29 protein-coding genes and 1 other RNA gene are annotated in these 21,626 nt (G+C 55.8%); 10 read left to right on the top strand and 20 right to left on the bottom strand.

Features of this window, described 5'->3' with window-relative positions; all coding sequences use genetic code 11:
- Positions 1-29 precede the first annotated feature (29 nt).
- The 9 genes from PKC81_RS06565 to PKC81_RS06525 all read left to right on the top strand — a co-directional run bounded on the left by PKC81_RS06565 (position 30) and on the right by PKC81_RS06525 (position 8,060).
- Complete coding sequence (locus PKC81_RS06565) at positions 30-2,423, top strand: chemotaxis protein CheA (protein ID WP_324334317.1); 2,394 nt, start codon at positions 30-32, stop codon at positions 2,421-2,423.
- A 1-nt stretch (position 2,424) separates the two neighbouring features.
- Entirely contained in the window at positions 2,425-2,859 is a 435-nt protein-coding gene (locus PKC81_RS06560; RefSeq protein WP_324334315.1) for a chemotaxis protein CheW, read from the top strand.
- A 99-nt stretch (positions 2,860-2,958) separates the two neighbouring features.
- The gene (locus PKC81_RS06555) at positions 2,959-3,321 is read left to right on the top strand and encodes a response regulator (RefSeq protein ID WP_324334313.1); all 363 of its coding nucleotides are present in this window, start codon (positions 2,959-2,961) and stop codon (positions 3,319-3,321) included.
- A 10-nt stretch (positions 3,322-3,331) separates the two neighbouring features.
- Positions 3,332-4,420: a chemotaxis-specific protein-glutamate methyltransferase CheB gene (gene cheB / locus PKC81_RS06550; protein WP_324334311.1), complete on the top strand. Its 1,089-nt coding sequence runs from the start codon at positions 3,332-3,334 to the stop codon at positions 4,418-4,420.
- Entirely contained in the window at positions 4,417-5,283 is an 867-nt protein-coding gene (locus tag PKC81_RS06545; protein ID WP_324334309.1) for a CheR family methyltransferase, read from the top strand. The genes cheB and PKC81_RS06545 overlap by 4 nt, the downstream gene beginning before the upstream one ends.
- 41 nt (positions 5,284-5,324) lie before the next feature.
- Positions 5,325-6,014 (top strand): N-acetylmuramoyl-L-alanine amidase, encoded by a 690-nt coding sequence (locus PKC81_RS06540; protein WP_324334307.1) that lies wholly within the window; start codon positions 5,325-5,327, stop codon positions 6,012-6,014.
- Positions 6,015-6,018: 4 nt separating this feature from the next.
- Positions 6,019-6,387: RNase P RNA component class A (gene rnpB / locus PKC81_RS06535), an RNA gene on the top strand.
- A gap of 457 nt (positions 6,388-6,844) precedes the next feature.
- On the top strand, positions 6,845-7,474 hold the full coding sequence (locus tag PKC81_RS06530; RefSeq protein WP_324334305.1) for a Yip1 family protein: 630 nt from the start codon (positions 6,845-6,847) through the stop codon (positions 7,472-7,474).
- A 52-nt stretch (positions 7,475-7,526) separates the two neighbouring features.
- Complete coding sequence (locus PKC81_RS06525; protein WP_324334303.1) at positions 7,527-8,060, top strand: DnaJ domain-containing protein; 534 nt, start codon at positions 7,527-7,529, stop codon at positions 8,058-8,060.
- Positions 8,061-8,066: 6 nt separating this feature from the next.
- On the opposite strand, the gene PKC81_RS06520 is transcribed toward PKC81_RS06525, so the two are convergent.
- The 11 genes from PKC81_RS06520 to PKC81_RS06470 all read right to left on the bottom strand — a co-directional run bounded on the left by PKC81_RS06520 (position 8,067) and on the right by PKC81_RS06470 (position 11,957).
- Positions 8,067-8,468 (bottom strand): SufE family protein, encoded by a 402-nt coding sequence (locus PKC81_RS06520; protein WP_324334301.1) that lies wholly within the window; start codon positions 8,466-8,468, stop codon positions 8,067-8,069.
- A gap of 26 nt (positions 8,469-8,494) precedes the next feature.
- The gene (locus tag PKC81_RS06515) at positions 8,495-8,737 is read right to left on the bottom strand and encodes a hypothetical protein (protein WP_298597717.1); all 243 of its coding nucleotides are present in this window, start codon (positions 8,735-8,737) and stop codon (positions 8,495-8,497) included.
- A gap of 21 nt (positions 8,738-8,758) precedes the next feature.
- Positions 8,759-9,037 carry a hypothetical protein gene (locus tag PKC81_RS06510; RefSeq protein ID WP_324334299.1) on the bottom strand — a complete coding sequence of 93 codons (279 nt, stop codon included), beginning with the start codon at positions 9,035-9,037 and terminating at the stop codon, positions 8,759-8,761.
- A complete protein-coding gene (locus tag PKC81_RS06505; protein ID WP_324334298.1) occupies positions 9,034-9,324 on the bottom strand; it encodes a hypothetical protein in 291 nt (96 codons plus the stop codon). The genes PKC81_RS06510 and PKC81_RS06505 overlap by 4 nt, the downstream gene beginning before the upstream one ends.
- 22 nt (positions 9,325-9,346) lie before the next feature.
- Positions 9,347-9,673: a hypothetical protein gene (locus PKC81_RS06500; RefSeq protein ID WP_324334296.1), complete on the bottom strand. Its 327-nt coding sequence runs from the start codon at positions 9,671-9,673 to the stop codon at positions 9,347-9,349.
- Positions 9,674-9,696: 23 nt separating this feature from the next.
- The gene (locus PKC81_RS06495; protein ID WP_324334293.1) at positions 9,697-9,978 is read right to left on the bottom strand and encodes a hypothetical protein; all 282 of its coding nucleotides are present in this window, start codon (positions 9,976-9,978) and stop codon (positions 9,697-9,699) included.
- A 26-nt stretch (positions 9,979-10,004) separates the two neighbouring features.
- Positions 10,005-10,277 carry a hypothetical protein gene (locus PKC81_RS06490; RefSeq protein ID WP_324334292.1) on the bottom strand — a complete coding sequence of 91 codons (273 nt, stop codon included), beginning with the start codon at positions 10,275-10,277 and terminating at the stop codon, positions 10,005-10,007.
- Between the two features lie 27 nt (positions 10,278-10,304).
- Positions 10,305-10,688, bottom strand: a complete 384-nt coding sequence (gene pspC / locus PKC81_RS06485; protein ID WP_324334290.1) for an envelope stress response membrane protein PspC — start codon at positions 10,686-10,688, stop codon at positions 10,305-10,307.
- A 1-nt stretch (position 10,689) separates the two neighbouring features.
- Entirely contained in the window at positions 10,690-10,980 is a 291-nt protein-coding gene (gene pspB, locus PKC81_RS06480; RefSeq protein WP_298597735.1) for an envelope stress response membrane protein PspB, read from the bottom strand.
- A 4-nt stretch (positions 10,981-10,984) separates the two neighbouring features.
- Entirely contained in the window at positions 10,985-11,653 is a 669-nt protein-coding gene (gene pspA / locus PKC81_RS06475; protein WP_324334286.1) for a phage shock protein PspA, read from the bottom strand.
- A gap of 124 nt (positions 11,654-11,777) precedes the next feature.
- Positions 11,778-11,957 carry a hypothetical protein gene (locus PKC81_RS06470; RefSeq protein WP_115548288.1) on the bottom strand — a complete coding sequence of 60 codons (180 nt, stop codon included), beginning with the start codon at positions 11,955-11,957 and terminating at the stop codon, positions 11,778-11,780.
- 174 nt (positions 11,958-12,131) lie between these two features.
- Between PKC81_RS06470 and pspF the strand changes: the two genes are divergently transcribed.
- Entirely contained in the window at positions 12,132-13,187 is a 1,056-nt protein-coding gene (gene pspF / locus PKC81_RS06465; RefSeq protein WP_324334281.1) for a phage shock protein operon transcriptional activator, read from the top strand.
- A gap of 4 nt (positions 13,188-13,191) precedes the next feature.
- Here pspF and PKC81_RS06460 read toward each other — a convergent pair whose 3' ends face one another.
- The 9 genes from PKC81_RS06460 to PKC81_RS06420 all read right to left on the bottom strand — a co-directional run bounded on the left by PKC81_RS06460 (position 13,192) and on the right by PKC81_RS06420 (position 21,366).
- Complete coding sequence (locus PKC81_RS06460; protein WP_324334279.1) at positions 13,192-13,926, bottom strand: class I SAM-dependent methyltransferase; 735 nt, start codon at positions 13,924-13,926, stop codon at positions 13,192-13,194.
- A gap of 35 nt (positions 13,927-13,961) precedes the next feature.
- Positions 13,962-14,570 (bottom strand): superoxide dismutase, encoded by a 609-nt coding sequence (locus PKC81_RS06455; protein WP_324334277.1) that lies wholly within the window; start codon positions 14,568-14,570, stop codon positions 13,962-13,964.
- A gap of 171 nt (positions 14,571-14,741) precedes the next feature.
- Positions 14,742-15,419, bottom strand: a complete 678-nt coding sequence (locus PKC81_RS06450) for a nitroreductase (RefSeq protein ID WP_324334275.1) — start codon at positions 15,417-15,419, stop codon at positions 14,742-14,744.
- Between the two features lie 63 nt (positions 15,420-15,482).
- Complete coding sequence (locus PKC81_RS06445) at positions 15,483-16,046, bottom strand: urate hydroxylase PuuD (protein ID WP_324334273.1); 564 nt, start codon at positions 16,044-16,046, stop codon at positions 15,483-15,485.
- Positions 16,047-16,145: 99 nt separating this feature from the next.
- Positions 16,146-16,769, bottom strand: a complete 624-nt coding sequence (locus tag PKC81_RS06440; RefSeq protein ID WP_324334271.1) for an inner membrane-spanning protein YciB — start codon at positions 16,767-16,769, stop codon at positions 16,146-16,148.
- The gene (gene ftsY, locus PKC81_RS06435; RefSeq protein ID WP_324334269.1) at positions 16,766-17,692 is read right to left on the bottom strand and encodes a signal recognition particle-docking protein FtsY; all 927 of its coding nucleotides are present in this window, start codon (positions 17,690-17,692) and stop codon (positions 16,766-16,768) included. The genes PKC81_RS06440 and ftsY overlap by 4 nt, the downstream gene beginning before the upstream one ends.
- Positions 17,689-18,930, bottom strand: a complete 1,242-nt coding sequence (gene mtaB / locus PKC81_RS06430) for a tRNA (N(6)-L-threonylcarbamoyladenosine(37)-C(2))-methylthiotransferase MtaB (RefSeq protein ID WP_324334267.1) — start codon at positions 18,928-18,930, stop codon at positions 17,689-17,691. Before mtaB ends, ftsY begins: the two co-directional genes overlap by 4 nt.
- Positions 18,927-19,733: a diaminopimelate epimerase gene (dapF, locus tag PKC81_RS06425; protein WP_324334264.1), complete on the bottom strand. Its 807-nt coding sequence runs from the start codon at positions 19,731-19,733 to the stop codon at positions 18,927-18,929. The genes mtaB and dapF overlap by 4 nt, the downstream gene beginning before the upstream one ends.
- 67 nt (positions 19,734-19,800) lie before the next feature.
- Positions 19,801-21,366: an EAL domain-containing protein gene (locus tag PKC81_RS06420; RefSeq protein ID WP_324334262.1), complete on the bottom strand. Its 1,566-nt coding sequence runs from the start codon at positions 21,364-21,366 to the stop codon at positions 19,801-19,803.
- Positions 21,367-21,626 lie beyond the last annotated feature (260 nt).

The following is a 21,626-nucleotide window of genomic DNA, read 5'->3' as shown; positions in this document are numbered from 1 at the left end:
CGTCCTGTTGATTTATTGGGGCGCCTGAAATGGATGATCTGCGCGAAGAATTTATCGCGGAAACCCGGGAAACCTTGGAAATTCTTGCCGGACAGTTGGTCCAGTGGGAGAAAACGCCCGATGATCTGGGGCTGATCGACAGCGCCTTTCGCTTCGTTCACACGGTAAAGGGGAGCTGCGGCTTTCTGGACCTGCCTCGTTTGTTGCGGCTTAGTCATGCGGCCGAAGATGTTTTGAGCCACGCCCGCGATGGCCGAATAACCGTATGTCCTGAACTGGTGTCAGCTACTTTGGCGGTAATCGACCGGATTGCGGCCTTGACCGATGCACTCGAAACGGGTGAATCGGTTTTTGACAATGATCCCGACCTTATTTCGGCGATGATTGCGTTTTTGCCTTCTGAGGCTGATGCGCATGATTCAGTGTCAGTGCCCGCCGCTGATGATGTCAAAGATGAAAATCTAACGGTTATTGACGACACCATAAGTCGCAACAAGAACCGGACTGTTCGCGTCTCGTTAAACTTGCTCGACAAGCTGATGAACGGAGTGTCCGATCTTGTGCTTGCACGCAATGAGGTGTCTCGCCAGCTCCGCAGATATGGCGCATCGACCGAAATCGATCATGCCTTCGGTCGCCTTTCGACAACCGTCGCGGAAATGCGCGATGCCATCGGAATGATGCGTATGCAGCATATCGACCGGTTGTTTTCCTCCCTGCCACGATTGTTACGCGACATCTGCATTGATCTCGACAAGCAAATTGAGCTGACCGTCGAAGGCAGCGAAGTTGAAGTCGACCGGGAGATGGTCGAGGCACTGCGCGATCCGTTGACCCACATTTTGCGCAATTCAGCCGACCACGGGATAGAAAGCGCCGAGGAGCGGCGTGCTGCTGGCAAAGACCCGGTCGGCCATATCCATGTTATTGCCCGCCAGTCGGGCAACCAGATTCTGGTCGAGATCAGCGATGACGGCCGCGGCATTGATTTGGAAAAATTGGGCCAGAAGGCGATTGCGCGGAAATTGTTGACGGCCAGCCAGTGGCAAAAAATGTCTGACCGCGCCAAACTTGATACGATTTTTGCGCCTGGACTTTCCACTGCCGACGCAGTGACAGCCATTTCCGGACGCGGCGTGGGTATGGATGTGGTTCGCAACAATATGCATGCGATTGGTGGAACCATCGATCTTGAAAACCATGAGGGGCATGGTTTGAAGATTACTTTGCGCCTGCCGCTGACCCTGTCGATCATTGCGGGTCTCTCCCTTCGGGCGGGTGGGCAATTGTTCGGGATTTCCCGGTCTTCTGTGGTGGAAATCATTTCAGTCTCCAACCGTAATGTAGAAATCGAACATATCGGCGAAATGCCCATTGCCAAAGTGCGCGGCGAACGTCTGGCTTATGCAAAGCTGGAAGAATTGCTGGACCTTGCAGAAACTGAATGCAGCCAGGGGATGGCGCGCACGCTGGTGATTATTCGCCCTGCGGTCGGTGCGACCTTCGCGCTGGATGTAGAGGCAGTCGTTGATAATGAGGAACTGGTGGTCAAGCCGGGTGCCCCGCTCATCATGGCAACCGGGCTATATGCCGGTACGACGCTTCCCGACAATGGTCGCCCCATGCTGTTGCTCGACGCCAGTGGTTTGGCCGCTACGATCGGTATCGAAGAGGATATATTCGACCGCCAATCGGAACGGCAGGATTCGACACATCTCGAAAAACGACAACTGGATTCTGGTTTGTTGTTCGAAACGATGGATGGTTCGATCCGGGCGATCCGTCTGGCCGCCGTTGAGCGGATGGAGGATTTCGAACGCACAGCGTTTCACGAAGTGGGCGGGCGTCTATGTATTTCGGCGAACGAAACGCTAATCGATGTCTATGGCCTGGACCAGATTCCTGACGAAGGGCATGTGAAACTTCTGCGCCTTTCCGATGGGACGAGCACAGTATTCCTGGCTGTCGCGGATGTGATCGATATTTTTGCAATCGATGCAGAGGTTGCGCCCTCGCTTAATCCGGAGATCTATGAAGGCATCGTGCATGTGGATGGCCGGCCGATCGAACTGCTCAGTAGCTACAGCTTTTTCGAACTGAAATCTGGCGAAGTCAGGGCTCATGCATCCCAAAGGCCATTGTGCTTTATCAGTGCCCATCAAGAAGATGGTTGGGAGCATAGGGTTCTGGCACCGCTTCTTAGGGCATCCGGTTATGATGTGACATTCGATGAACATCAAAGGCCTTCGGCGTCGGTTGTCCTTTCGCTCGACGCCGGCACCGACAATTTGGTTGGTGATAGCCGCCTCGTTAAATTACGGGACAGTCTGCGCTCGAGTGAAGACGGGCGAGATTCCATTTATCGCTATGATCGTGCGGCACTGCTTTCTGCGGTTAGTGCAAAAATTGCGGGGGGTGTGTGAAATGACCAAGCTATTTTTGATCGCAGAAATTGCCGGCACGTCTATCGCAATTTGCAGCGACGTGATCGAGTCCGTTGTGACGATCGGCGATGTGGTCGATGTGCCGCGCAGTGACCCCGTTATTGCGGGCCTGTTCGCGCTACGCAGCCGCGTGTTGACCTTGATTGACTGTCAGTATCGGGTGACGGGCCAACGCAAAGCTGTTGAGCATAAGGGACTTGCGGTTGTCGCTTCGATCGGTGGACACAATTTCGGCCTGATGGTTGACAGGGTCCGAGATGTTGTTTCGGTCGCGGACGACGCCTTGGTCCAAGCTGCAAAACTCGACCGCAAATGGCGCGACCTGGTAAGTGAGCTCGTTGAAATCGATGGCAAATTGCACATGGTCGTCGATCCGGAGCGGTTGGTTGCCATCGATGATCGCATGGCGGCTTGAACTTGGGCATCGATTTTTGTTGCCGGATGCCCTGGAATTAACCGGTCACTAACAGCCTGGCACTAGATTTGGTTCAATATGGACCAAGGAGCATCCGCAATGAAAACCTGCCTGATTGTCGATGACAGCAAAGTCATACGGAAGGTGGCTCGCCACATATTGGAAACATTGGAATTTCAGGTGAACGAGGCTGCCGACGGAAATGAGGCGCTCGATCAATGTGCCAGTCGCCAGCCCGACGTCATCCTGCTCGACTGGAATATGCCGATTATGAGCGGGATGGACTTTTTGCGCGCATATCGCGCTTCCACAGCCGCTTCCGCCAAGGTGATATTCTGCACGACAGAAAATGGCATCGGGCATATCCAGGCAGCGATCGAAGCGGGGGCGGACGAATATGTCATGAAACCGTTCGATCGCGAAACTCTGGAAACCAAATTGCAGATGGTGGGATGTATCTGAACCACTGATCATGCGCGTGTCTTCCGGCCTTGCAACTCCGCCTCAGGAACAAAGCGATCGTCCGATAAGGGTACTGCTTGTCGACGACAGCAATGTTGTGCGTTCGATTTTTGCGCGGATGTTGAGCGACAGCGGAGAGATCGAGGTTGTCGGCGAAGCTGGAAACAGCGAAGAAGCGTTGAAGCTGCTCAAAACTGTGCGGCCCGACATCATCCTCCTTGATATCGAAATGCCCGAACGGTCGGGCCTGGATGCGCTGCCCGACATATTGGATGCCGCCGGTGGAGGCAGAGTGCTGGTGGTATCGTCCTTCGTTGAAGAGAACGGCCCCGCGGCAATAAGAGCGCTCGAGCTCGGTGCTTGTGATACGCTTTCAAAGCCCGGTCGCTTCGGCTTTGCCGGTCGATTCCCGGAACTGCTTGTCGAAAAGGTTGTTCGCTTAGGGAGCTCATCCAGACTGGTTGCGCGGAAGAATGCGGCGCCTGAAAATGCCATTCCGATTTCGGATAGTAAATTTGAGATACCGGTGCCGGATTGTATCGCGATTGGTGCATCTACGGGCGGGATACCGGTTATTTACGAAATCGTTCGTAACCTGCCGGCTGAGTTGCATTGTCCGGTGTTCATCGCGCAGCATCTGCCCGACGCATTTATGGAGTTTTTTGCACGCCAGCTTTCGGCTCATACTGATCGCACGGTTTGCGTGCCAAAACCGGGAATGGAAATCTCTGAGCGCACAATCTATGTTTCACCAGGAAGCGCGCATTTGACTTGTGCGCAAAACGGTCGTCGCCGCAAAATTGAGCATCTCGATTATTATCCGAGCAGTCGGTATAGCCCGTCTGTCGACGCTCTGTTCGAATCGGTTGCGCAGGTTTACGGTTCGGGTGCTCTGGCGATCGTTTTGAGCGGCATGGGGAATGATGGCGCTGCGGGCGCTGTTCGTCTTTCTGCTGCTGGTGCCAATGTCATCGTACAAGACGCCGAAAGCTCCGTGGTCTGGGGAATGCCTGGAGCCGTTGCCAAGGCAGGGCTTGCCGATGCAATATTGCCGCCGCCACTCATGTCCCGATTGCTCGCCAGAGCGGTACAGCAATGACCGAGGGTCAAATCGCGCGCGCGCATCGCAAGCTTTCCGAATTGCTCGCGCGGGAGACCGGCCAACAATTGTTAGCAAACCGGCACTGGCGCGTAGAGATGGCGCTGAAGCCGATACTGCGAAAGCATTCCATCCCTGATATCGATATGCTGGCCACGATCCTTGATGGTGGAGGCGAACCAGAACTTCTCAAGGAATGCATGGAATCCATGGTCAACAATGAAACCTGCTTCTTCCGCGACCAGGCGAACTTTGCGCTGCTGACCGGACCGGTAATGGATTCGCTGCGTGCAGCAAGGGCGAATACAAAGCGTTTGCGGATATGGTCGGCGGCCTGCTCGACAGGGCAAGAGCCCCATTCGCTTGCCATGTCATTTCTCGAAAATGCCGAGAAATGGCGCGGTTGGAACATCCAGATTCTGGCGACTGATATTTCGACAACTGCTTTGGCCAAGGCACGCAAGGGCCAATATTCACAGTTTGAGATTCAGCGCGGCCTTCCGGTAATGCTGATGCTTAAATATTTCGACCAGGTTGACGGTGATTGGGTGGCAAAGCCTGAAGTCCGCAAAATGGTCACTTTTGCACAGCATAATCAGCTCGATAGCCCTCGCCATATGGGGCAGTTCGACCTCATACTTTGTCGCAACATGCTGATGTATCTCTGCGATGATAAAAGGCGTGAGGTTTTGGAGCAACTCGCATCGGCGTTGACTGCCGATGGCATATTGATGTTGGGTGCCGCCGAGACCGTTATAGGCCAAACGGAGAAATTCGTGGCGTCGCGCGAATTTCGCGGTTTCTATCAGCGAACGGTTTCAGGCAATGTTGCCGCGACCGGCCAGCAACGCCTCGCTATCTAAGCAGGCTTTGCATTGAAGCACTTGCAGCCTATTAAAGCCGAATGATCTGGTATCCATCACCAAATTTCGGCGAGCGAACGCTTCCAATTACGATGCTCGTTCTGCACTATACAGGTATGAAGAGCGGTCCAGAAGCCGTCGAATGGCTGGCCAACCCGGCGTCGAAGGTTTCTGCACATTTTGTCGTCGAGGAAGACGGACAAATCATCCACATGGTCCGTGAAGAGCAACGCGCGCAGCATGCGGGCCTCTCCTATTGGCGTGGGATTACCGATTGCAATAGCGCGAGCATTGGGATCGAAATCGTCAATCCAGGGCATGAATGGGGCTATCGACCATTTCCCGAGGAACAGATGGCGGCACTTGTTCCTTTGGTCGCCGAAATCGTTCGGACCTATGGAATTCCGCCGCGCAACGTTGTTGGCCACAGCGATGTTGCGCCTGCGCGCAAGCAGGATCCCGGCGAATTGTTCGATTGGGAACGCCTGGCGAAAGTCGGGCTTGCGGTTCCGCGACCAACCAAAAATCTTGTAGATCCCGGCTGGGGCGATGCTGCTTTCCTGCTGGCCCTCGAACGATATGGCTACGGCATCGCAGATGGCCCCAAGGCCGTGGTCGCATTCCAGCGCCGTTTCCGGCCGGAAACTGTTGATGGCGTGATCGATGGCCAGTGCCGGGCAATCCTGTGGAGCCTTCTCTTGGAACATGAAGGCGGACCTGCTATCGGCTAACGCGCCAGAGGGTCGGGCGACCGCCGGTGCTTCGCTTGCGGGGTGCGGGAGGAAAGTCCGGGCTCCAGCGAGGAACGGTGCCGGATAACTTCCGGCTGGGGTAACCCAAGGGAAAGTGCCACAGAAAGCAAACCGCCACGGCTTCGGTCGGGTAAGGGCGAAAGGGTGCGGCAAGAGCGCACCGCGCGGGCGGCAACGTCAGCGGCACGGCAAACCCCACCGGGAGCAAAATCGAATAGGGGCGGCACATGGCATCCTCCTGCCAGTCGCCCGGGTTGATTGCTTGACCCTTGTTGCAAGACAAGGGCTAGAGGAATGGTCGCCTATCCCTGAAAAGGGTGGACAGAACCCGGCTTACAGACCCTCTGGCAGTTTTTTCCAGTACAGATAGATGCTTCCCAACAGCGTGAGCACGACGGCCTCAACCACCATTGGTTCAAAAACTTGCGAGGAGCCGCCATCCAGTGCGAGGCTGACAAAACGACCCATTAAGGCAAGGGCAGGGAGAAGCCACGTCGCCGCGAGCCAGGTCGAACTGAGTTTCCATGCTGCGACAAAGGCGAACACGGCAATTGCCAGAAAAAGGCCTCCGATATCGGCCCGAATATTGGCATTTCCGATTGCACCGACCGTCTGAATACCTCGTGCGTCCGCCAAGGAGGCAAGGTCGAACCAATGTTGATACGCTGAAATCAGCGACAATAGCCCGATAATGGCAACAAATATGCGTGATGCAGCCAGCATGAAGCATTCTCCCTTTTGATTTACTTATTGAACCAATTGTGGTTCTCTCCTGTCAGAGGGTATCTACATTGATGAGGGGAAAGCAAATGTCATTAGTCGATAGAGCAAAGAATATCCTTCTTAACCCGAAAGCCGAATGGGATGTCATCGCCAAAGAGCCTGCTACTGTGGGAAGCTTGTTCACTGGCTATGCGATTCCGTTGTCCGTGCTTCCAATTATCGGATCGGTCATTGCGCTGGGGCTGCTGGGCATCGGCGCAGGATCGCTCGCCCCTATGGGCATTGCTTCCGTCGGAGTAGGAATAGCTGCCGGCATGGCCGCCGTGGGCTTTGTTATCGGTCTGGTCATGCTCTATGTGATGAGCCTCATCGTCAATGCGGTGTCGCCAAGCTTCAATGGCAAATCGGACATTGTCAGCGCAACGAAGTTGATGGCCTATGCGTCGACTCCGTCATGGATTGCGGGCCTTATCTCGCCGTTTCTTGGTCCTGTCGGCGGGCTCGTTTCGCTGGCAGCGATCGCCTATGTCGTATATCTGATTTACACGGGTATTGGCCCGATTATGGAAGCTCCGGCGGAGAAAGTTGCCGGTTTTACTGTAGTTATCATATTGATTTACATTGTTCTTTCGGCGGTGCTGACAATGTTTATCGGTGGTATGCTGATCGCCACTTTCTTTGGTGGCGCTATGATGGCTGGCGCAGCCAGCATGTAATTTGGCTGAATTCGGCCTAGCATCGGAGCCATGCCATCGCTAAGGCGGCGGCATGGCTCGTTCTTCACGCAGTAATGACTGGGGATTTCCCCGCTGGCGCGGCTATGGCACCTCGCGTGAAGCGCAGGCTGTCCGGCTGTGCGACAGAGTGGGATGCGATCGTGCAGGGAATTGTCCCGCTCCCAAGTCACCGAACAGCCCGGAACGCTGGATGTTTTGCGAGGATCATGCCGCTGAATATAATCGGGGCTATGATTATTTTGCCGGGCTGAGCGCTGAAGAAGCTGCGGAGCGTGAATCGAACGAACGTCGCGACAATAGCGGCTACCACGAATCTGCACATTATGGTTGGGCTGGGTCCGGTGACGGTAGCCGCAGTCGCGATGAAATGCGTGCGCTCGAACTGCTCGGACTGGATCCGGATGCCGATTTCGAAGAAGTGAAAAAAGCCTGGCGCAAGATTGCCAAGGAAACGCACCCGGACGTGCGACCTAATGATTCAGATGCTGCTAAGGCTTTTCAGGCGGGGCAAGCTGCATTCGATGTTTTGCGCGCGGCAGAAGAGCGGCGCGTCTGGAAGGGCTGAGCACCCTCAGGAGTAGCGCGCGGCGGTTTCGCGTATCAACGCAATCATGTTGGGGATACCCTGAGTCCGGTTCGAGCTCAGCTGGTTTTTGAGATCAAAGGGCGCAAGCGCAGCTTCGATATTGAGCGATCCAATCTCGGCTGCGGTCTTGCCTTCCACCGTTTTTAGCACAAGCGCGATAATGCCTTTGGTTATGGCAGCGTTGCTATCGGCAAGGAACGACAATTGGTTGTCATCTGTCACCGGGTAAACCCATACGCTAGCCGAACAACCACGCACCAAGGTGGCATCTGTTTTTAGCGCATCGGGCATGGGGGGCAGCGCCTTGCCCAGATCGATCAACAGACGATAGCGGTCATCGCCATCGAGAAACTCATATTCGTCGAGAATGTCGGCCAGCGCAGTCATAGGCGCTGCGCTTATGGCCTTGGACTTCAGATATCAATGCCCGCTGCAATGGCTTCAAGCTTTTTAACACGTTCCTTCAGATCGGCTACCTCGATGCGCGACACTGTGGAAGGAGCCCCATCATGCGATGGGCGATGCTGGCTTTCCATTTCGATGCGCTTGAGTTCGATCCAGTCGCGCCATCCGCGCAGGCTGGCGGCAGCGATTATGCCGACGGTTGCCAGCGCAAGGGCACTTACAGTCAGATAGAAGCTGGGGTCCTGTGGCATGGGTCCTTCCTTCCTTTTGGGTTACCGGTCGCGCAGCGCTTCGATTTCACGGCTGACGTCGATGGCGCTTGAATTGTCTGTGGCGATGCGTTCCAGAACTTTAATCCGCTCTTTCAGCTCGCTGATTTCGTTCTGCAGCGCTTGCGTATCGACATTGTTCGCCAGGCGCTGGGTTTTGTTTCCCAACATATCCTGATCTTCGATAATGCCGTACTTCGCCTGATGCTTGCTCTGGATGATCTTGCCGATCGTGATGATGGCAATGATGGCCACAACCATCGTGAAGGGATCGCCAATCATTTGATTACTTCCTTTTCATGCAATGGCTGAGCAGGCAGGCTGCGAAGCGCTTCGATTTCATTGGCAAGACTGTAACCCTGATCAGTCACAATGCGTTCCAAAACAGCAACACGTTCTTCAAGTCGCCCCTTGTCAGCGGCATATTGCGCGGCTTTCTCGGCGATGCTCTGGGCATTCAGTTCCATCTGCCGTTCTTTCATTTTCAACCAAGGACGGAAAATTGCCCCGGCAAATATGGCCAGCAATCCGCAGCAAATGCCCAAAATAGGTATGAGTAAGGGGCTCATAGAAACAGCTTCCTTTTTTATTTCAGTTTGCCGGGCCGCGCAGGGCTTCGATTTCGGCGGTCAACTTGTGGGTATCATCGACTACAATCTTCTCCACACTGGCAAGGCGATCCTTGATCGAACCCAGTTCGGCGCGCAGTTGCGCATTTTCCTGGCTCAGCAGCTTGATCCGTTCGACCGATTCCTGATCAGTCTTGGGATAGACCGCCTGGCCCCACGCACCATCAAGCGGATAGCCATTTTTGATGCGTAGCCAGGTTGTAATAACCCAGCCGGCTGAAATTGAGACAATTCCCACGCCGATCATCGGACCAATTGCAGAAATGATAGCTAGTTTATCCGGATCCATTTGCTTTGCCCTATTGGTCGCGCTCAGCGCAGACTTTCAATTTCATCGGCCAGACGCACGCCTTTGTCAGTCGCGATGCGCTCCAGAACGGCGATCCGTTCTTCCAGCCGGCTGATCTTGCCGCCAAGTTGTTCATTCTCGCTGGTCAACAGTCCGATTTTGCGCTCTGCTTCGGGCAGTTCCTTGGTGGTCTTGCCGCCCCATTCATCTTCCAACGCATAGCCATGCTTGGCGCGGATCCAGTTGTTGATCACCCAGCCTGCGGTGCAAAGACCGACTATCCAGATTATCGTGTCGGGTCCCATATCCCTTTTCCCTTTCCTTGACGCGCTCAGCGCAAGCGTTCGATTTCGCGGCCCAGATTGAGGCTGCTGTCGGTCGCAATCCGTTCCATCACTGAAAGCCTATCTTCCAGGCGGAGCATTTGGCCGCGCATCGCTTCATTCTCGTTGACCAACAATTCGGTCTGGCGCGACGGTGCGAGCCCGTCCTGCTTGAGCGCTGCCCTGACTTTGCGACGACCATACCATTGGATGGTCAGCGTTGCGGCCACGCCCAGCATGCTGCCCAGAAACAGGACAAACATGAATTCGCCTTCGTGCATGTATTTTCTCCCAAGCCGATCTGCTGCTTAGCGCAGGCTTTCGATTTCGTCGGCGAGCTGTTTGTTATTGCTGACATAGAAGGTTTCCATGTCGGCAAGGCGACGGTCGATTTCGCGGAAGCGTGAACGGATGTCGCGGGTGGTTCGGGCAGGGGACTGGCGGACGCCCTGCCAGAATTTCTGCTCGACCTTGTCCTCGGCGTAGAGGTGGATCGGCTTTTTGTCGGCCATCCAGGCGGTGATCCAGTAAGCAATCAGCGTCCAAGGAAAGCCGCCCATCAATGTGAGCATGACCGCGCCCAGCCGAACCCAGAGGACATTGACCCCTGTATAGTCCGCTATGCCTGCGCAAACGCCTTTCCATTTGCCATTCTGCTTATCGAGATAGAATTTGGTGTGCATGCCAGACATCTCAGTTCTTCCTCTCCAGTCGGCGGATATTGTCTAAGTCGGCATATTCCTCACTCTCATGATCGAGGCGGCGGGGATGCCAATCTGGGTTGTCGGCAGCGACAAGGCGTTCGACTGTGTCTAGACGGTCTTCGAGGCGGCGTGCCAGTTCGTGCATGTCACCGAGCATGCGCTCATCATCATTGGTCAGCGTTGCCGCGGTTTTCCACTTGGTGACATAGTGCATGATCAGCCAGGGTAGCCCGATGAAGAGCATCCCGACTACGAATATGGGTACAAGTTCGTCTGCCATCGGCTCAGCCCTTCTTCATTGCTTTTTTCATGGCTTCGAGTTCGGCATCAACTTCGTCGATGGCGTTCAAAGCGTCGATTTCTTCGCCCAGTGTCTTGGGACCATCGGCGCCGATCGACAGAGCATCGGCATAGCCCTGTGCTTCATCGACCCGCCGTTCAAGATCATCGAAACGGCTGAACGCGTCGCGGACCTTGTCACCATTATACATGGTACGCAGCTTGACCTGGTTTTCGGCGCTTTCGAGGCGCGTCATCAAGGCGTTCTGGCGCGAGCGGGCGTCGATCAGCTTTTTCTGCAGCTTGTGAATGTCGGTTTCTGACGCCTTCAGGGCATCGTCGAGCACGGCTACTTCCGAACGGAGCTGTTCCGCCATGTCGACTGCCTTTTTGCGTTCGACCAATGCGGCCTTGGCCAGATCTTCGCGTTCCTTTGACAGAGCCAGCTGGGCTTTTTCGGTCCAATCAGCCTGAAGATGGTCGAGCTTGGCGATATGGCGTTGCAGCTCCTTCTTGTCGGCAATCGTGCGTGCGGCAGAGGCGCGCACTTCGACAAGGGTTTCTTCCATCTCCATTATGATCATGCGGATCAGCTTCGCCGGGTCTTCCGACCTGTCGAGCAGGTCGGTGACATTGGCGGCGATGATATCGCGTGTCCTGGAAAATATGCCCATTGGGTAACTCCGGATATTGAAACGTTCAGTCGACTGGAACATTGCACGAAAAGGGGCGACCGGGGCAAGCTCTTGTAGGGGAGCTGGGGGAGAGCTTTCGCGCCCCGGTCGGCGGCTTGCAGCGTCAGGCAAGATAGGCACTAACGCCGACAGGCCGGTTGGACTGTTCTGCTGCATGGTGGCTGGCATCTTTCTGCTGGATGACAAAGGACGAAAGCCCGAATGCGATGAGCAGCAGCATCGAGATCGACGCGCCGACGATCGTTCCGGTCGGCTGGGTTTCGGTCTGGTTGAGCTTTTGCATTTTCTTTCCTCTTGGTTTCGGCCTTTGAGCGGCTTGCAAGACATATAGCAGGAGGCGTGCCAATTTGATGACAATGGCAGAAATCCGTGCAAATTATACAAAGCTGACGCCAAAATCGGTTTTTGAACCATGTAAATCTTGCCAAATGATGGTGAAATATGCCAACAGTGAGGAATGGAACGCGGTACGCAATTCATCGGCCAAAGTTCGGCCTTTCTCGATGCGGTCGAACGCGCCAGCCGGGCCGCTTCATTGAATCGCCCGATCCTTGTCATCGGCGAACGCGGAACGGGCAAGGAATTGATCGCAGAGCGTCTCCATCGCCTGTCGCAGCGTTGGGACGGCCCGTTGGTAACAATGAACTGCGCCGCTTTGCCCGAAACGCTGATCGAGGCCGAACTGTTTGGGCATGAGGCAGGTGCCTTTACCGGTGCCACCCGCGCACGCGAAGGGCGCTTTGAAGAGGCGCATGGCGGCACATTATTTCTCGACGAGTTGGGCACGCTTTCGATGGGTGCACAAGAGCGCCTGCTGCGGGCCGTCGAATATGGCGAGGTCACACGGATCGGCTCATCCAAGCCCATTCGCGTCGACGTCCGCATCGTAGGGGCAACCAACGAAAGCCTGCCTGACATGGTCGCAAAGGAGCGCTTCCGTGCCGACCTTCTCGACCGTTTGAGTTTCGAGGTCATCACCCTACCGCCTTTGCGTGTCCGTGAGGGGGATATCGAGGTGTTATCCGACTATTTCGGGCGTCGCATGGCGAATGAGCTTGAATGGGATAGCTGGCCGGGCTTTGGTCCGGTCGCACGCCGGGCGATGGAAAATTACAGCTGGCCAGGCAATGTGCGTGAACTGCGCAACGTCGTCGAACGTGCGGTGTATCGCTGGAATTCGCCCGAACAGCCGGTCGATTATGTCCAGTTCGACCCGTTCGAAAGCCCTTGGACTGCACTTCCCAACTCTAGCCCCCAGCCTCGTGAAAGCGAAAGTGGTGGCGGGAAGGAAGAAGACGCTGGTGCATCACGCCATTCGACCGATTTCTCGGCAATCAGTGAGGCGCAGATCAAGGTCGGCGACTTCAAGGCAACCACCGAAGCCTTCGAAAAAGCGCTGCTGGAACAAGCGCTTGCGCAGCATCGCTACAACCAGCGGCAGACGGCGAAGGCGCTCAATCTGAGTTATGACCAGCTACGGCACAGCCTAAAAAAGCACGATCTGCTAGGTTGATAAATCAGCCTTCGGAAACCACCAGCCGGTAACCGACATCGAGTTCATCCAGTTCGAGAATATCGGCATGACGGCGCGCCCATGCTCCGCTATCAAGATCCGCAGCTAGTTGCTCCAAAGCGGCCTCTGCGCCCTCGATTTTCCAGAATGAGGACATTCCTTTCCGGATGATAGGGTCGAGATACGCCCGCGGTCGCCTCCAATAGGCATAGAGGAAGCCGTCGGAGCAATCATGCGGCACTGGCACGGTCGTGACGGACACAGGGCCAAGCCAGTTTTGATATTCGTCGATTCCGGGCATTTGCCCCTCATCGAGTGTCACAAGCGCTGGCAGATATTCGGTCAGCCAGCATCCGCGATGCGACGGATCAAAAGTAAGCAGGACAATTGGCCCGCGCGTAACCCGGCGTATCTCGGCCAAGCCCTTCGCCTTGTCAGGCCAATGGTGAATTGTCAGAATTGCCATCGAGGCATCGAAACTTTTGTCTTCAAAGGGCAGCCTGTCGACGCTCGCCTGCACAGCCGGCCCAAGATGTGGGGGGCGTTGCGCAATCATTTCGGCGGATGGTTCGACTGCCGTTACCGAACGGTCAGTCGGCTCATAATTGCCAGCACCAGCCCCTACATTGAGAACGGTTTCCGCATTTTCCAATGCCGCATGGATATGCGCCGCAATGCGCGGGTCAGCCTTGCGCAAATTGGCGTAATCAACGCCGATCCTGTCATAAGTTGCAGACATGGATTGGCTCTAACGCCCGTAAGAACTTCAAGCAATTACCCCTTTTGGTCAGCGCGTTCCGCCCCTTTGCCGTCGAGATTGAGAGCGACAAAATCCCAGTCGATTGCCTTGTTCAAAATCGCCTCGATATGCGCGGCGCGGTCGTTGCGGTAATCGATATAATAGGCATGCTCCCATACATCGAGGATCAGTAGCGGCGTATCGCCATGCTTCACCGGGCAATCGGCATCATGATAGCTTTTGATCTGCAGCCTCTCGCCTTCGAGCAACAGCGCGGTCCAGCCGCTGCCGAAATGGCCGGTTGCTTCTTCTTTCAGTTTTGCGAGTAGATCGGCGTGCGAACCAAATTGATCGGCAATCATATCGGCCAGTTTACCGCCGGGCGTTTTGGCTTCGGGGCTCAAGCATAGCCAGTAGAAACTATGGTTCCAGATTTGGCCGACTTGGTTGAATAAGCTGCCCTTCGCGCTTAGGATCAGTTCAACCAGCGATTTTCCCGCAAGAGCCTCGTCTTCAGCAACAAGCTTGTTCGCTTTGTCGACATAGGATTTGTGGTGTTTGCCATGGTGATATTCGAATGTTTCTGCCGAAATCAGATCGCCGAAAGCTGTTGTGGAATAGGGGAGCAGGGGGAGGGTGAACATCGCTTGTCCTTTTTTTAGCGCGGGAGTGGCGCTGAAATAGCGATGTAAGCACCCGCGCAATGTTTACGACAAACGCGGCGATAGATGGATGCAATGTCACGATAGACTGCATTATCGACGGAAAAAGGCGGCGAAGTCAGCCGCCATTCCCGTTGATTGTTGATGTAGCGTTTAGTCTGTAAAACCCACGAACGTAGCGGCCTCGGCCACCGACTTCCGCGGAGGTACGACGGCGTTTGACGGAAAGTCCATGTCGGGCCAACCCAATGCGATGCTTTTCATGATCACCTGATCGTCCGCAATTCCGGCGTGTTCGCGGACCACGGGTGACTGCATGATGCCCTGGCTGTTGATCACCGTACCGAGGCCGCGCGACCATGCAGCATTGACCAGAGCCGTTGCGACTGCGCCGCAATCAAACGGCGTATCATCACTGCCATCGAGAACTTTGTCATAGGTGATAATCACACAGACCGGGGCGTCGAACTGGCGGAAACCGCGCAGCACCCAGTCCTGCCGTTTTTCCTTGTTGTCGCGTTCAATGCCCATCGCGCCAAACAACTGCTTGGCGACATCGACCTGTCGTTCGCGATGGATGCCTTCAAAGGGTTGGCCGGTTCGGAACTCGCGCGATTGCGGGACGCCCGCCAGTGTGCGTTCGGTGTTACCCTTGCGGATGCGGTCGAGCGGTTCACCGGTGATGACGTAGAAATTCCACGGCTGCGTATTCATCGACGACGGCGCGCGCATCGCCAGCGTCAGGATTTCCTCGATCAGTTCGCGCGGAACCGGATCAGGCTTATAGCCTCTAATGCTGCGCCGACCTAAAATGACTTCGTCAAATTGCATCTCTCTCTCCCGTTAAAAAAAGGCGGCTCAAAGGCCGCCTTTTCCATTTTCCTGTGTTGGCTATCAGCCGCCGTTGAACCCGATCATTGCGTAGAGCATGGGGATGGATAGCAGCGTGTTGGTGCGTGAGAACATCATCGCAGTTGATGCTGCCTTTGCTTTGGTCGCGTCGTCCGCCTCTACCATGCCGAGGGCTTTTTTCTGGTTGGGCCAGATCACGAACCAGACGTTGAACGCCATGATCAGCGCCAGCCACATGCCGATACCGATCAGGCGGTGGCTTTCAGCAAGCATCAGCGCATCCATCAGATATCCTGCGCGCAAGGCAATGATGAGGCCGAATAAAACGGTCATTGCCGCACCCCAGCGGAAGAAAAACAATGCAGACGGAGCGATATGCTTCGACACGCCCGGCTTCAGTTCAGCCGGGATTTTGGGCATTGTCGGGATCTGGACGAAATTGAAATAATAGAGCAGGCCGATCCAGAGGATTCCAAAGAACGTGTGCAGCCAACGAATGGTCTGTTGCTCCAGATCGCCATTGGCCGGAACCGCGAATATCAGGGCTAGCGCGAGAACAAGGCCAACGCCCAGCACCGCGTGCAGATTTCCAAAAAACTTAGCCATATTTCTTCCCCTTTTTGGCTTGGTTAACCCGAATGCTGCGAAGCCTAGCCAAGCCTGCCTTGTGTTACAAGGGGAAGGGTGGCTTTGTTAGCTACAGGATTAGCCCTGCGGCGGCACATTGGGCTCGTCACCCAGTTTCAGGCCATGCTTCAACAACATCGGGATATTCGCCATTGCGAAAAGGAAGGTGATGATTGTCACGCCCCAGACCTTTAGTGTGAGCCACAGATCAAAGCTGAGCGTTGCGCGCATCGCCTCGTTCGCAGTGGCCAAGGCGGCAAAGAACAGGCCCCAGTTGAGCGACAGTTTGAGCCAGCCCTTATCATCAAGGCCGTCATAGGCGGCCTCCAATACATAGCGCAGCAGCGCTTTCCCCCGCACCCAGCCGCCAATCAACAATAGGCCGAAAAAGGCGTAAATCAGTGTTGGTTTGATCTGGATAAAGCGTTCGTCGTGGAACCAGAGGGTCAGTGCGCCGAAAAACACGCCCAGCGCCGCTGTCAATTTGAGCATCGGCGATATCTTGCCGATTTTCCATTTCGACACGATCACCGCAATCACGATGGCGACCATGAAGGTGCCGGTGCCGACAATTGCGCCTTGCTTGGGATCGGCATCAGATGAACCCAGCTTTGATGCCACGAAGAACAGCAGCAGCGGCCCAAAATCGAGCAGGAAGTTGAGCATGCCATGTTTGGGCTTGGCGGTTGGCGTATCGTTCATGCGGATCCTGCAATCGCAACCGCGAGGTCGCGAGCATCAAAGGGGCGGAGGTCGTTAATCGTTTCACCAACACCAATGGCGTGGATCGGAAGGCCGAACTGTTTGGCTGCGGCAACTAGAACGCCACCTCGTGCGCTGCCATCCAGCTTGGTCATCACAAGGCCGGTCACGCCAGCCACTTCCTTGAAGATTTCAATCTGGCTGAGCGCATTCTGCCCGGTGGTCGCGTCGAGGACGAGGACGACATCATGCGGTGCAGCCGGGTTCAGGCGACCCAGAACGCGGCGTATTTTGGCGAGCTCGTCCATCAATTCGCGTTTGTTCTGCAGGCGGCCTGCGGTGTCGACGATCAGCACGTCGATGCCTTCTGCCGTCGCTTTCTTCACGGCATCAAAGACTACGCCTGCGGCATCACCGCCTTCGGGTCCGGTGACGATTGGTACGCCAATCCGGTCAGCCCAGACCTTGAGCTGGCCGATGGCAGCCGCACGGAATGTGTCGCCGGCCGCCAGCATCACGCCATAGTCCTGTTCAAGGAAATTATGCGCCAGCTTGGCAATGGTGGTGGTTTTGCCCGATCCGTTGACGCCGATCACGAGGATGACCTGCGGACGCGGGAAGGCGTCGATTTCGAGCGGCTTGGCCACTGGCGTCAGGATTTGCGTAAGTTCTTCCTCGACCACTTCGCGCAGGTCGGCCATGTCGATGCCCTTGTCGAAGCGCGTGGCCGCAAGCTTGTCGCGGATTTGTGCAGCGGTTGCGGGGCCAAGATCGGTGACGATCAACGCCTCTTCGATCTCGTCGAGCATTTCCGCATCAAGCTTGCCCTTGGTAATCAGGCCGGTCAGATTTTCGCTGAGTTTGCTCGACGTTTTCTTGAGGCCGCCAAGCAGCTTGTCGCGCCAGCCGGGATTGTCACTCATCCGGCGACCCTTCCTTGGAGCCGTCCATTTTCCTGTCCTTCGATCAATGCGGTTACAATAGCGCCTTCAGGCACCTTGCGGTCGAGTTCGACATAAGCGAAATTTTCCGAATGGCCAGATGTGCCGCCTGCCTCGACGACAATTTTTTGTGTGCTGCAGATCAGAGATTTGAGCCATGCATCGCGTTTGGCCGCGACGGCTTCACGCAGTCTGCGCGCGCGATCTTTGATGTCTTGCGCCCGGACTTGCGGCATTTTTGCGGCAGGCGTTCCGGCTTTTGGCGAGTAAGGGAAGATGTGGCCGTGGACGATGGCGCAATCTTCGACCAGCGCGAGGCTGTTTCCGAACATCGCTTCATCTTCGGTCGGGAAACCGGCGATGATGTCCGCGCCGATGGCGATATCATAGCGCTTGGCCTTCATGCGCGCCACAATCTCGATCGCCTGCTCGCGCGAATGGCGACGCTTCATGCGTTTCAGGATCAGGTTATCGCCCGCCTGCAAGCTCAGATGCACATGCGGCATGATGCGGGGTTCGCCAGTAATCAGGTCGAATAGACGCTGGTCGATTTCGACCCCGTCAATGGAAGACAGGCGAAGGCGGGGCAGGGTGGGGACATGGCGGATGATCTGCTCCACCAACCGCCCGAAATTGGGTTGGCCAGGAAGGTCGTGGCCATAGCTGGTAACATCAACACCGGTCAGCACCACTTCGGCGATGCCCCGGTCGACCAGTCGCTGGATATGCTCGACAACCTGGCCGGCAGGAACCGAACGGCTGTTCCCGCGGCCGTAGGGTATGATGCAGAAAGTGCAGCGATGGTCGCAGCCGGTCTGCACCTCGACAAACGCACGGGTGTTGCCGGAAAAGGCGGTGGCAAGGTGCGGCGCGGTCTGCTGCACCGCCATGATGTCGCTGACGCGCACCTTGGGGCCGTCGATAGCAAACAGGGCAGGGGATTGTTTCTCGATGTTGCCGATGACCGCATCGGCCTCTGCCATCACCTCGAAGGTCTGCGGTTCGATCTGCGCTGCGCAGCCGGTGACGATGATGCGCGCATCGGGGCGGCGCTTACGTGCCTGACGGATAGCCTGACGGGTTTGGCGCACCGCTTCGTTGGTCACCGCACAGCTGTTGACGATAACCAAATTGGGTTCGTCACCCAGTTGCTCCGCCAAGGCATGGCTTTCCGCCAAGTTTAGACGGCAGCCCATGGTAATGATTTCGGGGCTGCTCAACCGAATGCGCTCCAGTCAGCTTCGCCGGTGAAGACGTGTGTGGCTGCACCCTCCATCTCGATCGGGGCGCCTTCCTGCCAGCCGATGCGCAAATCGCCGCCGGGCAGGTGGACAGTGACCGGCGATACTGCCTTGCCACTGCGGATTGCGGCAACGGCTGTGGCGCACGCACCGGTGCCGCACGCCAGCGTCAGCCCCACGCCGCGCTCCCACACGCGCAGCCGGATATTTTGGGGATCGACGATGGTCGCCACATTGACGTTTATTTTTTCAGGAAACAACGGGTCCGTCTCGATGACCGGCCCTAGTCGCTCAAGGTCGACGGCGTCGGTGTCGGGGACAAAGAAAATGACATGCGGATTGCCGACATTGACCGCCATCGGTCGTTCGAGGTCTTCCCAGCCAACCGGCATGTCGAACGTATCCATAGGCATGGCGAGCGGGATGAACTCCCAATCAAAGGCTGGCGGGTTCAGGAATACCGTCGCACTGTTTTCCTGTGGCTGCGTTTCGAGGATTCCACCTTTGGTTTCGATGCGGGCCGGCTTGCCCAGCAATGTCGCGACACAGCGCGTCGCGTTGCCACACGCTTCCACTTCTCCACCGTCGGCATTGAAAATGCGCATCCGCACGTCGGCGGATGAAGAGGGCTCGAGCAAAATGAGCTGGTCGCAGCCAATCCCCGTCCGGCGGTCGGCGATCGCATGCGCGCGCGGTCCAGTCATTTTGACAGGGTCGCTGCGGGCATCGATGACAACGAAATCGTTGCCCAGTCCGTGCATCTTGTGAAAAGGCGCTGCCATAACGGCAGCGCATTAGGCTATCGTCTAGTCCCAAGTCCAGAGAAAGCCGCGCCTTGCCTTATCGTTGTCAGCTAGCGGCGCGTTGCACCTTGCTGCCATAGGCAGGCTGTTCGTCTGCCTCGGCCTTATCGCCCAGATTTGAAGATTTGCGGCTGACCAGAAGATTGCGTTCAGCCAGCATTTTCCGAACATTGTCGACCGACATGGGCTGGCCATAAAACCATCCCTGGCCCTTGGTGCAGCCCAGTTCTCGGAGCTTGTCTACCAGTGCCTGTTCTTCAATTCCTTCTGCGGTAATCGGCACGCTCAGGCTGGATCCAAGTCCGGCAATGGCATTTACGATCGCCGCACTCTCCGGGTTTTCCAGCATCGTCGAGACAAAACTGCGATCGATCTTGATGCGATCGAACGGTAATGCGCGCAGATGTGCAAGTGAGCTGTATCCAGTGCCGAAATCGTCCAAGGCAATCTGAATGCCCTGGTTCTTCAGGCTGCCTACAATCGATTGGGCAAGGCTGAGATTTTTAAACAGCGAGCTCTCGGTAATCTCGACTTCAAGTCGCTGGGCCGGAAAGCCCGTTTCAACCAGCAGCTTTACGATTTTCTGCGCGAGCCAAGGGTCTTTTAACTGGACGGGCGAAATGTTGACCGAGATGGTCAGTTTCGGGTCCCAATTCTTCGCCTCAAGCATGGCCTTGCGAATTATGCTGATCGAAAGATCCCCGATCATGCCGGTTTCTTCGGCGACGGGAATGAATTCGTCAGGCGGAATCAGACCGCGCATGGGTGAGACCCAGCGTGCGAGCATTTCAAAGCCCGCCAGTTCGCCAGTCTGCAAGTCGATCTGTTGTTCGAAATAGGGAACGAACTCGTCATTGGGGATGGCCGCACGGATATCGGCTTCAAGCGAATTGCGGGTACGCAGTTCGACTTCCATACCGTTCTCAAACCAGCAGAAGCCGTTACGGCCGTTTTTCTTTGCTGCGTAAAGGGCAATGTCTGCACGGCGGATCAGCATATCTATGCCGTCGCAGTCCAACTCCGGCCTACTGATACCGATCGACGCGGTGATGCTATGGTCGGTATCGCCGATGGTAACCGGTCGAGACAGGGCTTCTATCAAATCTTCAGCAACACGATCGACGGTTTCCGGAAATTCGGGTTCAAACACCATACAGATGCCGAACTCATCACCGCCCAGACGCGACAGCACGCTGGAAGGGGGGACGGTATCGCGCATGCGATCCGCAACTTCGCGCAGCAGCTGATCACCGCTGTCGTGACCATAAAGATCGTTGATCTTTTTGAAACCATCCAGATCAATCATCAGGAAAGCAACCGATTTGCCTCGCCGCGAAGCCCGCGTCGTCAATTCGGCCGTCTTTTCCTTGATAGCTCTTCGATTGAACAGGTTTGTCAGCGGGTCGGTGATGGCCAAGTGCTGGGCGCGAACTTCAGCCTGGCGATAGACATCGACTTCGTCACTCAGCGCGCTGGTGCGACGCCAAATCAGCAATATGAGGGCAATATTGAGTAGCAGTGCGGAAACCATGGCCTGGTCGGTCGTCGCACCTTGACCGAAATACTGCTTCACCAGCTGTGTGCCTACTGATCCGCCAATATAGACGAACATGGCAAGTACCGAAAAGATAAGTAGCAGACTTGTCCGGGAAGCTGAATCGCCCCGAATGACTTGTCCGTCTTCACCGATTTCTGGGCGATTGTTCCGCGTGGCCCGCATATCATCCTTACCCCTGTATTCGCAGGCTTTCTGCAGAAGAAAGGTCAAAATTGGGTTAATCCAGGGTTGCTAGTGCAGTCGGGTTGCCGTCTCTTATAACCGGCTTGCATTTTTGCACAGTCGGGGCTAATGGCCCGTCCACACGGGGCTTT

This window comes from Sphingorhabdus sp. (genome assembly GCF_035329025.1).
Taxonomy (GTDB): domain Bacteria; phylum Pseudomonadota; class Alphaproteobacteria; order Sphingomonadales; family Sphingomonadaceae; genus Sphingorhabdus_B.
The sequence above is the reverse complement of the archived record's forward strand: the minus strand, read 5'-3'. Positions and strand labels throughout refer to the sequence as shown.